Here is a 12,871-nt window from a genome sequence, read left to right as displayed (position 1 = left end):
GCCGCCGCCCAAATGGAACGCCGGAGATGACGACGAATGGATGAGGACCTGTTAAAACGGATCACGGCGGCCGGCCTGCCGGTGCACAACCTGTCCGGCCTGCCGATTTTTTACAACGACGGCAACGACGACCTGCTGGTCTGGAACAAGACCAGCCCCGGCCGCTGCAAGGCCGTGGTCATCAGCCTGCCGCGCAGCGGCACCCATTTCACCAGCACCCTGCTGGAGCGCCTCGGCCTGGTCTACGGCGGCATCCATGTCTCGCCCAAGGTGGAGGACGACGTGGTGCAGGACCGCCGCTGCCTCAAGTTGAACCAGCAGGGCCGCCCGTACTGGCAGGAGTACGCGCTCGACGTGGCCGACCTCTTCCGCCTGGTCGGCCCCGGCCAGTTCGTCCAGGGCCACGTCCCGTTCAACGCCAAGAACGCCGCCGCGCTGGCCGATTTCAAGATCGTCCTGGCCAAGCGCAACCTGCGCGACGTCGCCGTCTCCGCCATGCGCTTCGTCGCCAGCCTGAGCGCCAGGGGCATGCGCTTTCGCGGCGAGCTGGACGTGCGCTGGTGCCCGCTGCCGGACGGCCCGGACAAGATGCTGGCCTACCTGGCCTCCTTCGGCGAGGGCATCGCCATCCACGCGCGCCGGATCCGCCCGTGGCAAGAGCTGCCGAACACCTTCGTCGTCGATTTCGACGTGCTGACCGGCGACGACGCGCCGGCGGCGGCCGCCGCCATCGCCGCGCTAGCGGCATTTTTGGGGACCACGGTGGACGCGCAGGCGGCCGAGCTGATCCGCGCACAGTCGATCGGCTGCACCACGCCGACCTGGACGGGCAAGCTGAGCGACTGGCGCCGCTTGTGGAGCGACGAGGTCGAGGCGGCGTTCCAGCGCATCGTGCTGGCGCCGGAGCACGCCGGGCCGGCCGCCCCGCTCGAACCGTTCGAGCCGCTCGAACCGTTCGAGGCGGCCGGCGACGGCGCCGCCGCGCCGGCCGGCCGCAGCCTGGTCTGGACGGCGGACGGCGACGCCGGCGCGCCGCCGGCGGCGGACGACGCCGACGCCGCGCGCCGGCAGCTCGCCGAGATGTGCGCCGGCCGGCTGCTGGCCGGCGCCGGGGCCGTGCGGCGCTTCGACTTGGCCGGCCGCCACTTCCTGGCCGACGGCGTGCGGACCAGCTTCGACGGCGCCCGCCTGAACCTGGCCGGCGCCTGCGCCGACACCGCCCACAAACACATCACCTTCCCCGTCGACATAGGGGAACTGTGCCTGACCACCCTGGAGGTGCGGCTGCCGGCGCGCCAGACGGCGCGGCATTTCATGCTCCAGATGGGCAACGACGCCGGCTTCTTCAACAGCTATTTCGACGGCGCCGGCATACAGGTGACGGACAGCGCCTCGTGCGGCGCGTCGCTGGGCGTGTGCAGCGCCATCCGCCCGCTCGCGGACGGCGAGCTGGTGCTGTCGCTGGCGGGCATCGTCGGCCCCGGCAAGGACTGCTATGCGCGGATTTACCTGTGCGGCGAGAACGGCCAACTGCATTTCGACCACCCGGTCGCGCTCGCCGTCAGCCGGGTCAGCCTGCTGAGCGGGGCCGGCATCGCCAGCATCTTCGACCCGAACGCGGCGGGTCGCCAACGGTAGCTCAACGGGAGGGTGGATTGGACACTGTCAAGGGACGCAAATTGTTCGTGCTCGGCCACGCGCGCAGCGGGACCACCATCCTCGGTCGCCTGCTCAACTCGGCGGAGGAGGTGCTGCTGCTGGGCGAGGCCCACCTGTTCGAGTCGCACTGGAACAGCAATTTCGTCAGCGACTTCAACGGCCACCACCAACGCACCAAGAAGGTCAGGTCGAAGGGCACGCGGCTGCCGCCGCAATACGCCGGCATGCTGCCCGAGGCGATCCTGCAACGCCTGGGCGAACACTATCAATGGGTGGGCGAAAAAATCGCCATCAGCCCCATGTCGGGCCTGGGTGCGCGCGCCGCCTCGCAGGCGCTGGACTACTACCAGGCCTACCATCTCGACGCCAGCTATGTGCTCACCTTCCGCGCCCCGCTGCCGTCGCTGCAGTCGCTGCACAAGCTGTTCCCCGGCGTGGCGCTGGCCGCCCTGCTGCAGGGCTGGATGTTGAGCTTTGTCGAGATCGGCGCGGCGAGCAATATTCTGCAGCGCGTCAGCCTGCTGCCGCTGGAACTGCTGTCGATCGCCTCCTGGGAGCGCCTGCAACAAAAGCTCGGCATCGACGGCCGCGCCGACGCCGCGTGGATCGACGCGGCGGCGGGCCGGGCGCCGCCGGCCGAGGTGCGGGCGGCGCTGACGCGGCAACTGGCGGCGGAAATGGGCTGGCAACCCCAGCAGGCCGAGGCCCTGCTCGAGCGCCTGGGCGAGCTGTACGCGCAATTTGTCGGCTACATCGTGCCCGACACCCTCTACTATGTCCACTCGGTGCCGTTCGCCCAGCAGATCGCCCGCCACCTGCTGGGCGAGGTGCAGGACTTGGCGGCCAGCCTGGCGCCGCCGGCCGCGCTCGCCCCGACCCTGCCCGCCAGCGTCTGCGGCTGGAGCAGCCAGGGCACGCTGCACAACGACAAGCGCGTGCTGCCCCCGCCGGGCGAGCGGGCGCAGCGCTTCGCCCGCATCCTGCGCGACAGCCTGTGCAACGGCGCCGCCGCCCTGCCCGTCCTGGAGCAAGGCAGCGGCCTGGCGCTGTTGGCCGACGGCGTCGACCTGCAGCGCGACGGCGCCTGGCTGCGCCTGCGGGCGCAGGCCGACGCCGCCGGCCACAAGCATCTGACGGTGCAGCTGCCGATCGCCACGCTGACCCTGGCCACCGTGCGTTTCCTGCTGCGGCGCGAAGCCGAGCACAGCCGCTTCCTGATGCTGCAGGTCGGCGACGCCGGCGGTTTCTACAACAGCGTCGTCGACTGCCAGCAACTGCGCATCCAATCGATCGCAACGCACGGCCAGGTCAAGTGCCTGTTCGCCCGCATCGAACAACTGGCGAACGGCAACCTGCGCGTCGCCCTGTCGGGCATGCTCACCGACGGCCGCGACAGCTACCTGAGGCTCTACCTGTGCGACGACAGCGGCGCCATCGACCTGCAGCGGGCGCCGGCCCAGCTGAGCATCGGCGACCTGGTGCTCAGTTACTCGCCCGAGGATTGCGCGCTCGACGACGCCATATGAGCAACCGGCCGGTCTCATCTGCACGGGCGGGGCGGCCGGTTTCCCCCCCTAGTCGGCAAGGTCGTTTAAGATGCATGTTTTAACAGCCGCCCAAGTGCGCCGCTATGCATAACCTTTTGCTTGTCCTGCTCGCCCTGTTCCTGGTCGCGCTCAACGGTTTCTTCGTCGCCGCCGAATTCGGCATCGTCACCCTCAGGCGCACCCGCATCCGCGCCATCGCCAAGACCCAGGGCCTGCGCGGGCGCATCCTGGCCACCGTCCACGGCCAGCTCGACACCTATCTGTCGGCCTGCCAGCTGGGCATCACGCTGGCCTCGCTGGGCCTGGGCTGGATCGGCGAGCCGGCCTTCGCCGGCCTGCTCGAGCCGCTGCTGCACGCGCTCGGCGTCGATTCGCCCGAGCTGATCCACGGCATCGCCTTCGCCTTCGCCTTCAGCATCATCTCCTTCCTGCACATCGTGGTCGGCGAACTGGCGCCCAAGTCGCTGGCGATCCGCCTGCCCGAGGCGGTCGGCCTGTGGAGCGCGCTGCCGCTGTACGCCTTCTACTGGGCCATGTACCCGGCCATCTGGGTGCTCAACGCCAGCGCCAACCTGGTGCTGGGCCTGGCCGGCCTGGCCGGCAAGGGCGGCCACGACTCGCACTACTCGGTCGACGAGCTCAAACTGATCCTGCGCACCAGCCAGCCGGGCGAGAAGTTCAACAAGGACGAGCGCAACATCCTGGCCCACTCGCTCGACTTCTCCGACCTGGCCGTGTCCGACCTGATGCGCCCGATCCACGAGGTGATCGCGCTGCGCGCCGACCTGCCGCTCGACGACAACCTGCAAACCATGCTGCGCAACCGCTTCAGCCGCTATCCCTACTACGACGCCGACGGCGAGCACGTGCTCGGCGTGATCCACCTGAAGGACCTGTTCTTCGCCCAGCAGCACGGCAAGCCGATCACCTCGCTGGCGCCGCTGCTGCGCCCTGTGGAGACGATCTCGGCGCGCACCCCGGCGCTGGAGTTGTTCCGCCGCTTCCGCGACGGCGCGCCGCACTTCGCCCTGATCGGCGAAAAGGGCAAGCGGCCGGTCGGCTTCATCACCCTCGACAACCTGCTCGGCGCCATGGTCGGCGAGATCCACGACGAGTTCCGCCTCAACGAGAACGACTGGCTCAAGCAACCCGACGGCACCCTGGTCGGCAAGGCCAGCCTGCCCATCTTCTCGCTCGAACGCCGGCTCGGCATCGACATCGAAAACGAGGAACTGGGCCTGGAGGATGTAGAATCGGTGGGCGGACTGATCATGCTGAAACTGGGCGACATCCCCAAGCAGGGCCAGCGCATCAGCTTTAATAGTTTCGACATCGTTGCCAAAAAGATGAACGGGCCGCGCATTTTGCTGGTCAAGGTGATTCCGAAGAGCGAACGCGGCACGGAATCGGACGAACAGGATTGAGCCCCGCTCGGGGCCTTTTCGGGAGATTCGCGGTGCTGAAGCGACATTTTCTGGCCGGCGCCCTGCTCTGCTGCGTCGGCGCGCCACGGGCCGCGCCGCTGCCCGCCTTCGACTGCGGCGACATCGCGGTGGCCTTCTACGAGCACGGCGCGCTGTACTACCGCGACGGCAACGGCCAGTGGGCCGGCATCGACAAGGACATCGTCGACGAGCTGGGCAAGCGGCTGGGCTGCCGCTTCCACGCCTCGGTCGACTCGCGCGTGCGCATCTGGACCAACCTGAAGGGCGGCACGCTGCCGATGTCGGTGTCCGGCATCGCCACGCCGGAGCGCCTGCAGTTCGCCCGCTTCCTGCCCTATTTCACCTCGCGCAACTACGTTCTGTTGCAAAAAAACAGCAAGCCGGCCGTGCACGACCTGGCCAGCTTTCTCGCCGAACCCGGCTACAAGGTGGCCGTCATCAAGAGCTTCAAGCACGGCCCCACCTACGACGCCTGGCTGGCCCAGCTGCGCAAGGAGGGCCGTGTCTACGAGACGGCCGACTACGGCTCGCTGATCCGCCTGTTCAAACTGGGCCGGGTGCAGGCGGTGCTGGCGCTGAACACCAGCCTGGCGCCGCTGTCGCGCCAACGCGACCTGGCCGACGGCGTCAGGATCCTCGACTGGGCGCCGAAGGACGTCATCGTCGGCGGCCTGGTGCTGTCGCGCCAATTGATCCCCGAGGCCACCGCCGAGCAGTTCGCCCAGGCCATCCACGCCATGCGCGAGGACGGCACGCTGCGCGCCATCTACAGCCGCCACGTCGGCGCCGAGCTGGCCGCCGGCATGTTCAACTTCTAGTCGGCGGCGGCGTCGCCCGCGCCGGTCCAGTTGCGCAGCAGGCCCAGCGCCACCGCCAGCAGGGTCGGGCCGATGAACAGGCCGACAAAGCCGAAGGCCAGCACGCCGCCCATCACGCCGAGCAGCACCAGGATGAAGGGCAGGCTGCTGCCACGGCTGATCAGCATCGGCTTGACCACGTTGTCGACCGCGCTGATCAGGAACATCCCCCACACCAGCATGAAGATGCCCCAGCCGGTGCGCCCCTCGTTGAACAGCCAGATCGCCGCGCCGCCCCAGATCAGCGGCGGGCCGACCGGGATCAGCGAGAACAGGAAGGTGGCCACCGACAGCAGCGCCACGGCCGGCACGCCGGCGATGGCGAAGCCGAGCGCGGCCACGCCGGCCTGCGCCAGCGCGGTGCCGAGCAGGCCGTACATGACGCCGCGCACGGTGCGGCTGACGGTGTCGACCAGCTCGGCGCGGCGCTCGCCGAGCAGCTGGTCCATGCCGCGCGCCAGCGCCGCCAGCATGCCCTCGCCGTCGCGGTAGAGGAAGAAGCTGACGAACACCGCCAGGCTGACCTGGGCCACGCCGCTACCCAGCACCAGGCCGCCGCCGAGCAGGAAGTGGCGGGCCGGCTCGAGCAGGCGCCTGGCCACGGCCATCAGCTCGTCGCGGCTGCCGAGCAGCTGGCGCAGGTAGGCGTCGGCCGCCTCGCCGACCAGCGGCAGGTCCTTCAGCCAGGCCGGCGGCGCGATGGTGCCGGCGTCGATGCCGGCGCGGATCTGGTCGTAGAAGCCGCTGGCGTTGTCGGCGATGTTGTAGGTGACCAGGGCCAGCGGCAGGATGATGAGCAGGGTCAGCGAGCAGCTCATCAAGGCGGCGGCCAGGGTGCGGCGGCGGCGCAGGCGCTGCAGCAGCATCAGGTACAAGGGCCAGCTGGAGATGGTGATGGCGGCGGCGAACAGGATCGCCGGCAGGAAGGGACGCAGAACGATCAGGCAGCCGATCACCAGCAGAACGGTGGCGGCGAGCCGGGTGTAGGGTTGAAAACGTGGGTCCATGCTGCTCCGTTGGGAAAAGGCGGGCGCGCACCAAGCGCGCCCTCCCCGCAGGATAACAGGACTACAACAAAAGCCTAGGGCGGCAGCTTAGGACAGCAGCTGTTTCAGGTCGTGCACGATGGGGCCGGGACCGAGGCCGTGGCGGACGAACAGGCGCAGCTTGCCTTGCTTGTCGAAGACGTAGCTGCCGGCGGTGTGGTCGACGGTGTAGCTGCCGGCCGTCTTGCCCGGCACCTTGGCGAAGAACACCTTGAACTCCTTGGCCACCTCCAGCGTCTGCGCGGGCGTGCCGTACAGGCCGAGGAAGCGCTTGTCGAAGGCCGGCACGTACTCGGCCAGCAGGGCCTGGGTGTCGCGCTCGGGGTCGACGGTGACGAACAGCACCTGCACCTGGTCGGCCTGCGGCCCCAGCTGCTGCATCACGGCGGCCATCTCGGCCATCGTGGTCGGGCAGACGTCGGGGCACTGGGTATAGCCGAAGAACACCACCACCGCCTTGCCCTTGAAGTCGGCCAGGGTGCGCGCCTTGCCGGTGTGGTCGGTCAGGTTGAAGCCCTTGGCGTAGTCGAGACCGGTCAGGTCGGTGTTCTTGAACTCCATCGGCGGTTTCTGGCCGCAGGCGGCCAACAGCATGGACAGGGACAGCAGCAACAGGGTGAGCAGTTTTTTCATGGTCAGAATTTCAGGTAATGGTCCACCAGCAGGGCGGCGAACAGCAACGACAGGTAAATGATCGACCAGGTGAAGGCCTTGCGGGCGATCAGGTCGGTGTAGTGGCGGTAGATCTTCCAGGCGTGGCGCAGGAATATGGCGTTGAGCACGACGGCGCAGGCCAGGTAGATCAGCCCGCTCATGTGCACGGCGAAGGGCAGCATGGTGGTGGCGGCCAGCGCGATCGAGTACAGCCAAACATGGAACTGGGTGAACGGCATGCCGTGGGTGACCGGCAGCATCGGCAGGCCGGACTTGGCGTAGTCGTCGCGACGGTACATGGCCAGCGCCCAGAAGTGCGGCGGCGTCCACAAAAAGATGATCAGCACCAGCAGCCAGGCCTGCATCGGCACGTCGTTGGCGACGGCGGCCCAGCCCAGCGCCGGCGGCATGGCGCCGGACAGGCCGCCGATGACGATGTTCTGCGGCGTGGCCGGCTTGAGTACCATGGTGTAGATGACGGCGTAGCCGACGAAGGTGACGAAGGTCAGCCACATGGTCAGCGGATTGACCAGCGCGTACAGGATCCACATGCCGGCGCCGCCGATGATGGCCGAGAACACCACCGTCTGCGCCACCGAGATGTCGCCCATCGCCATCGGCCGGCGCGCGGTGCGCGCCATGCGCGCGTCGATCTCGCGCTCGGCCAGGCAGTTGACGGCGAAGGCGGCGCCGGCCAGCAGCCAGATGCCGAAGGTGGCGGCGATGACGACGCGCCAGTTGGGCAGCTCGTCGGTGGCCAGGAACATGCCGATCACGGCGCAGAACACGGCCAGTTGGGTGACGCGGGGTTTGGTCAGGGCCCAGTACTGGGCGATGCGCGGGGTGGGCTTGCGTGTTGCGGTTTGGCTTGTCATGGGTGGTGTCTGGCAGTCGTAGCGTGCGGGAATACTGCGCTGGCGGCGGCCTTCTGCGCGATCTCGTATTGGAATTTGGCCCGGTAGTTTAACATGGTCAGTAAAACCACCAGCAGGGCCGCGCCGGCGTTGTGCAGCACGGCCAGCGCCAGCGGGAAGCTGAGGAAGATGGTGGCCACGCCGGTGGCCAGCTGCAGCGCCAACACCACGGCCAGGCCGCGCGCGGTGCGGTGCAGGGCGCGGTGGCCCCAGGCGCGGTAGCAGGTGTAGCCGACCACCACGGCGACGACGAAGGCGAAGTTGCGGTGCACCCAGTGGATGGCGGTCAGCGCGGCGAACGGCAGGTAGTGGCCGGCGGCGGTCTTGCCCAGCTCGCGCCAGAGGGCGAAGCCGTGCTCGAAGTCCATCGCCGGCACCAGCTTGCCGCCGCACAGGGGGAAGTCGGTGCAGGCCAGGGTGGCGTAGTTGGTGCTGGTCCAGCCGCCCAGCGCCAGTTGCACCAGCAGCAGCAGGGCCGAGCTGGCCGCCAGCAGGCGGATGTTGCGCATCGCCGGCGGCGAGGCGGTCACCGCGCGCACCGGCTTGATCAACTGGTCCTGGCGGCCACCGTACCACACCAGCAGGGCCAGCAGGCCCATGCCCAGCAACAGGTGGATGGTGACGATCACCGGTTGCAGCTTGAGCGTGACGGTCCAGGCGCCGAACGCGCCCTGCACGCAGACCGCCAGGAACAGCAGCGCCGGCAGGACCGGCGAGTATTCCGCCGCGCGCCGCTTGCGCCACTGCCAGCAGGACTGGAGCAGCATCGCCGTGATCAGCACGCCGATGCCCATCGCCAGGTAGCGGTGGATCATCTCGATCCAGGCCTTGGCGACGGTCACCGGGCCGCTCGGCAGCAGCGCCTCGGCCGCGCTGATCTCGGCGTGCGCCAGGAAGGGGTTGGCCAGGCCGTAGCAGCCGGGCCAGTCGGGGCAGCCGAGGCCGGAGTCGGTCAGCCGCGTGAAGGCGCCGAAGACGATCAGGTCGAAGGTGAGGAAGGCGCAAACCCACACCAGCTTGCGGTACTTGTTGCTGTCGGCCGAGGTCCAGACCAGCGACAGCGGCAGCAGCGCGACCATCAGCCCGGTCAGCGCCAGTTGGGCCAGGGTGGAGAGGTGCATGGCGGGTCAGCCTATGGCCGAAGCCTTGAGCAGCTTGGACAGGTCCTTCTTGACCTTGGACGGGTCGGCGTCCTTGGGGAAGCGCATCATCAGGTGGCCCATCGGGTCGATCAGGTAGATGTGCTCGGCGGCCTTGGCGCCGGCGGCGTTCTGCTCCAGCGGCAGCCACTTGGCCACCGCCTCGGCCTGGGCGCGCAGCATGCGGGTGCCGTCGTTGACGCGCAGCAGCAGCGTGTCCAGCGGCTCCATGTCGGTGATCAGCCAGACCCGTTCGATGCGCTCCATCTCCTTGCCCTGCATGGTGCGCAGCTGGCGCATGGCGAACAGCTGGTCCTGGCAATCCTTCTGGCAGTCGGACGGGCCGACCTTGAGCATGATCCACTTGCCCTTGTAGTCGTCCAGCCCGGCCGGCTTGCCGTCCAACGTGGCGCTGCCCAGCGCGGGGATGGGATGGTCGCGCGGGTCGATCAGCGCGCCGTAGTTGGTACGGCCGCCGGGCTTGACGACGTAGTAGGCGAAGTAGGAGCCGACCAGCGGCATGGCGCACACGGCCAACACGGCCAGCAGCTTCCAACGGCCGGCGCGCACTTGGCGCGCGTCGTCCGGCGCGGCTTGCGGGGAGGCGGAGCGATCTTGTTGCGGTTTATTTTCCACGTCTGAATCCAGTAGAGACAAAAAAGAGGACGGCCATCAGCGCCAGCGCATACCACTGGAACGCGTAGCCGCGATGTTTTTCCACGCCCAGCGCCGGCGCCGGCCAGTCGCGCACCAGCTTGGCGTCGTCGCCGGCGGCCGGCTGGGCCGAATCAAGCGAAGCCAGCGGCACGGCCGGCCCGCTCTGCTCGACCACAAAAGGTTGCACCACCATCGCGCCGGCGGCGGCCAGCTGGGCCGGCTCGACGTTCTGCACGATGGCGCCCGGCGCCAGCGGCGCCGCGTTGCCCAGTTGCATCACGTGGCCGGCGCTGAGTTTGACGACGCCCTCCAGCGTGACCTGCCCCGCCGGCGTGGCGTAGGGCTGCATTTGTTCGCGCTGCGCCATGTTGCGCGGCAGCCAGCCGCGCTCGACCAGCACGTGCACGTCCGATCCGGCCATTCTAAACGGCATCAGCAAATAAAACCCGGCGCGGCCCTGGTAGGGACGGTTGTCGAGGTACAGCGGCCAGTCGCGGCGGAACTCGCCCGTCAAACGGACGCGGCGGTACTCGATGGCGGCGGCGGCGGCGGCATCGAGCGGCAAGGCGGCCGCGCCGCCGGTGGACAGGCCCAGCGGCGCGGCGGCGTTGCCCTCGGCCAGCTTGTGCTGCAGCGCCGTCTTCTGCTCGGCGCGGCGCTGCTGCCAGTTGCCCAGGGAAATGCCGAGCGCCACCACCAACACGGTGGCGATGCAGGGAACCAGGCGAAAACGGAAGCCGATACGCATTACAATGGTGCCTTATTCAATTTACAGCTGGCCCAACCCATGAAAATTGCCGTCGCCATCGCCTTCATCCTGATCCTCGGCAGCCTGGGATCGGCGCTGTTCTACCTGATGCGCGACAAGGGCAGGAGCAACAACACGGTGCGCGCGCTGGCCCTGCGGGTGGGCTTTTCGATCACCCTGTTCCTGCTGATCCTGCTCGGCTACAAGCTCGGCTACATCACCCCGACCGGCATCCGCTGAGGCCCCGCTAGCGGAAGCCAGGGTCAGACCCTAGGGTCTGACCCTCGATGCGCGCCGCTGGGCTGACAAGCATTCCCTAAACAAAAAAGCCGCGGCGGGAACTCCCGCCTGCGGCTCTTTTGCATCGCGGTCGACCGCCGCGAATTATAACCCCGTTACAGCCAGTAAACCACGATGTACAGGCCGAGCCAGACCACGTCGACAAAGTGCCAATACCAGGCGGCGCCTTCGAAGGCGAAGTGGTTGTCGGCCGTGAAGTGGCCCTTGAGCACGCGGTACAGCACCACCGACAGCATGATCGCGCCCATCGTCACGTGGAAGCCGTGGAAGCCGGTCAGCATGAAGAAGGTCGAACCGTAGATGCCCGAGGTCAGTTTCAGGTTCAGCTCGCTGTAGGCGTGCATGTACTCGTAGACCTGGAAGCCCATGAAGACGGCGCCCAGCAGCACGGTGGCGGCCAACCAGAAGGCGGTCTTGGCGCGGTGGCCGGCGCGCAGCGCGTGGTGCGAGATGGTCAGCGTCACGCCCGAGGTCAGCAGCAGCGCGGTGTTGATGGTCGGAATCGGAAACGGACCCATGGTCTTGAATTCCTCGACCGTGCCGGCCGGGCCGATGTTGCCCCACTGGGCCGAGAAGTCGGGCCAGATGAACTTGTGGTCGATGTCGCCCAGCCACGGCATCGAGATGCTGCGGGCGTAGAACAGGGCGCCGAAGAAGGCGCCGAAGAACATCACCTCGGAGAAGATGAACCAAGCCATCGACCAGCGGTAGGAGTGGTCGACACGTTGGCTGTACAGGCCCTTCTCGGACTCGCCGATGGCGTCGCCGAACCAGAAGTACAGCACCGCGATGATGCCGGCCAGGCCGGCGAAGTTCAGGTACGGGCCCCAGGACACGTCGTTGACCCAGGCCGAGGCGCCTATCATGGTCAGCAACAGGGTCAGGCCGGCCAGCATCGGCCACTTGGACGGACCTGGCACGAAGTAGTACGGTGCCGCGGCGTTATGTGAACTCATCTTCATCTCCCTAAATCAACTATATTCGAGAATAGCTACTTTTTTACTTTGGTACGACCAACTTGACGATGGTGATCAGCACGGTGATGAGCAAGGCCACGCCGATCAGCCCGGCGATGACGATGTGCACCGGGTTCAGCTTGGCCGAGTCGCTGTCGAAGTCGCTCTTGCGGCGCAAGCCGGTAAACGACCAGAACACCGCCTTCAACGAGTACAGGAAGGAGGCGTATTGCCGCGGCTTGCTTTCTTGTTTCATCTCTGACACCTTGCTTTCACTTGCGTTCAATTGGCGGCGGTCTTGTCGAGGCCGGCAATTTCAAAAAACGTGTACGACAGCGTGATGGTCTTCACTTCCTTCGGCAGCGCCGGGTCGATGAAGAACACCACCGGCATCTGCCGCGCCTCGTTCGGTTTCAGCGTCTGCTGCTTGAAGCAGAAGCACTCGACCTTCTTGAAGTGCGGCGTGGCGCTTTGCGGCGCGTAGCTGGGGATGGCCTGGGCGTTGACGGTGCGCGCCTGGGTGTTGACCACCTCGTACATCACCGTGGCCAGTTCGCCCGGATGCACCTGCATGCTGGAGACCACCGGACGGAAGCGCCACGGCCCCTGCGCGTTGCCGTCGAACTCGACGGTGATGCTGCGGCTCTTGTCGACCTGGGTGTTCTTGTCCAGCTCGACGGTGCCGTCCTTCTGCGTCAGCACATTGATGCCCAAGACCTCGCACAACTGCTTGTAGACCGGGATCAGCGCGTAGCCGAAGCCGAACATCATCACCGCGATGACGATCAGCTTGCCGAGCATCTTGCGGTTCTGCCCGCGCGTCTCCTGGTCGGCGCCCACGTCAGCTCAGCCAGATGCGTTTGATGAAGACGGACAGGAAGAACACCAGCGCCAGCGACGCCAGGATCAGGCCGGTTTTCAGGTTGTTCGGTTTGTTCGGTTGGGACAT

General features: G+C 67.5%; 15 protein-coding genes. 5 read left to right on the top strand and 10 right to left on the bottom strand.

The window, feature by feature from the left end; all coding sequences use genetic code 11:
• The first annotated feature begins 36 nt into the window (after positions 1 to 36).
• The 4 genes from BM252_RS13480 (at position 37) to BM252_RS13465 (ending at position 5,469) form a co-directional block, all read left to right on the top strand.
• Entirely contained in the window at positions 37 to 1,638 is a 1,602-nt protein-coding gene (locus BM252_RS13480; protein WP_093388164.1) for a sulfotransferase domain-containing protein, read from the top strand.
• Positions 1,639 to 1,655: 17 nt separating this feature from the next.
• The gene (locus tag BM252_RS13475; protein ID WP_139236485.1) at positions 1,656 to 3,185 is read left to right on the top strand and encodes a hypothetical protein; all 1,530 of its coding nucleotides are present in this window, start codon (positions 1,656 to 1,658) and stop codon (positions 3,183 to 3,185) included.
• Between the two features lie 104 nt (positions 3,186 to 3,289).
• Complete coding sequence (locus tag BM252_RS13470) at positions 3,290 to 4,630, top strand: hemolysin family protein (RefSeq protein WP_093388161.1); 1,341 nt, start codon at positions 3,290 to 3,292, stop codon at positions 4,628 to 4,630.
• 32 nt (positions 4,631 to 4,662) lie between these two features.
• Positions 4,663 to 5,469: a substrate-binding periplasmic protein gene (locus BM252_RS13465; RefSeq protein WP_174900520.1), complete on the top strand. Its 807-nt coding sequence runs from the start codon at positions 4,663 to 4,665 to the stop codon at positions 5,467 to 5,469.
• On the opposite strand, the gene BM252_RS13460 is transcribed toward BM252_RS13465, so the two are convergent.
• The 6 genes from BM252_RS13460 to BM252_RS13435 all read right to left on the bottom strand — a co-directional run bounded on the left by BM252_RS13460 (position 5,466) and on the right by BM252_RS13435 (position 10,666).
• Complete coding sequence (locus BM252_RS13460; protein WP_093388158.1) at positions 5,466 to 6,515, bottom strand: AI-2E family transporter; 1,050 nt, start codon at positions 6,513 to 6,515, stop codon at positions 5,466 to 5,468. The two genes, BM252_RS13465 and BM252_RS13460, sit on opposite strands and share 4 nt — an antisense overlap.
• Before the next feature lie 87 nt (positions 6,516 to 6,602).
• A complete protein-coding gene (locus BM252_RS13455) occupies positions 6,603 to 7,187 on the bottom strand; it encodes an SCO family protein (protein ID WP_093388157.1) in 585 nt (194 codons plus the stop codon).
• Positions 7,188 to 7,189: 2 nt separating this feature from the next.
• Positions 7,190 to 8,083 (bottom strand): heme o synthase, encoded by an 894-nt coding sequence (cyoE, locus tag BM252_RS13450; RefSeq protein WP_093388155.1) that lies wholly within the window; start codon positions 8,081 to 8,083, stop codon positions 7,190 to 7,192.
• On the bottom strand, positions 8,080 to 9,243 hold the full coding sequence (locus BM252_RS13445) for a COX15/CtaA family protein (protein ID WP_093388154.1): 1,164 nt from the start codon (positions 9,241 to 9,243) through the stop codon (positions 8,080 to 8,082). Before BM252_RS13445 ends, cyoE begins: the two co-directional genes overlap by 4 nt.
• A 6-nt stretch (positions 9,244 to 9,249) precedes the next feature.
• The gene (locus BM252_RS13440) at positions 9,250 to 9,897 is read right to left on the bottom strand and encodes an SCO family protein (protein WP_425442314.1); all 648 of its coding nucleotides are present in this window, start codon (positions 9,895 to 9,897) and stop codon (positions 9,250 to 9,252) included.
• The gene (locus BM252_RS13435) at positions 9,887 to 10,666 is read right to left on the bottom strand and encodes an SURF1 family protein (RefSeq protein ID WP_093388152.1); all 780 of its coding nucleotides are present in this window, start codon (positions 10,664 to 10,666) and stop codon (positions 9,887 to 9,889) included. Before BM252_RS13435 ends, BM252_RS13440 begins: the two co-directional genes overlap by 11 nt.
• 39 nt (positions 10,667 to 10,705) lie before the next feature.
• Between BM252_RS13435 and BM252_RS13430 the strand changes: the two genes are divergently transcribed.
• On the top strand, positions 10,706 to 10,906 hold the full coding sequence (locus BM252_RS13430; protein WP_093388151.1) for a twin transmembrane helix small protein: 201 nt from the start codon (positions 10,706 to 10,708) through the stop codon (positions 10,904 to 10,906).
• A 155-nt stretch (positions 10,907 to 11,061) separates the two neighbouring features.
• Here BM252_RS13430 and BM252_RS13425 read toward each other — a convergent pair whose 3' ends face one another.
• Genes BM252_RS13425 through BM252_RS31405 form a run of 4 tightly spaced genes read right to left on the bottom strand, consistent with a single transcriptional unit; the run spans position 11,062 to position 12,871 of the window.
• Positions 11,062 to 11,922 carry a cytochrome c oxidase subunit 3 gene (locus BM252_RS13425; RefSeq protein ID WP_093388316.1) on the bottom strand — a complete coding sequence of 287 codons (861 nt, stop codon included), beginning with the start codon at positions 11,920 to 11,922 and terminating at the stop codon, positions 11,062 to 11,064.
• A gap of 43 nt (positions 11,923 to 11,965) precedes the next feature.
• Complete coding sequence (locus BM252_RS13420; RefSeq protein ID WP_093388149.1) at positions 11,966 to 12,178, bottom strand: DUF2970 domain-containing protein; 213 nt, start codon at positions 12,176 to 12,178, stop codon at positions 11,966 to 11,968.
• A gap of 26 nt (positions 12,179 to 12,204) precedes the next feature.
• Positions 12,205 to 12,762, bottom strand: a complete 558-nt coding sequence (locus tag BM252_RS13415) for a cytochrome c oxidase assembly protein (protein WP_093388148.1) — start codon at positions 12,760 to 12,762, stop codon at positions 12,205 to 12,207.
• Between the two features lies 1 nt (position 12,763).
• Positions 12,764 to 12,871 carry a cytochrome oxidase small assembly protein gene (locus BM252_RS31405; protein WP_217429910.1) on the bottom strand — a complete coding sequence of 36 codons (108 nt, stop codon included), beginning with the start codon at positions 12,869 to 12,871 and terminating at the stop codon, positions 12,764 to 12,766.

This window comes from Rugamonas rubra, assembly GCF_900114705.1.
GTDB lineage: Bacteria > Pseudomonadota > Gammaproteobacteria > Burkholderiales > Burkholderiaceae_D > Rugamonas > Rugamonas rubra.
The sequence above is the reverse complement of the archived record's forward strand: the minus strand, read 5'-3'. Positions and strand labels throughout refer to the sequence as shown.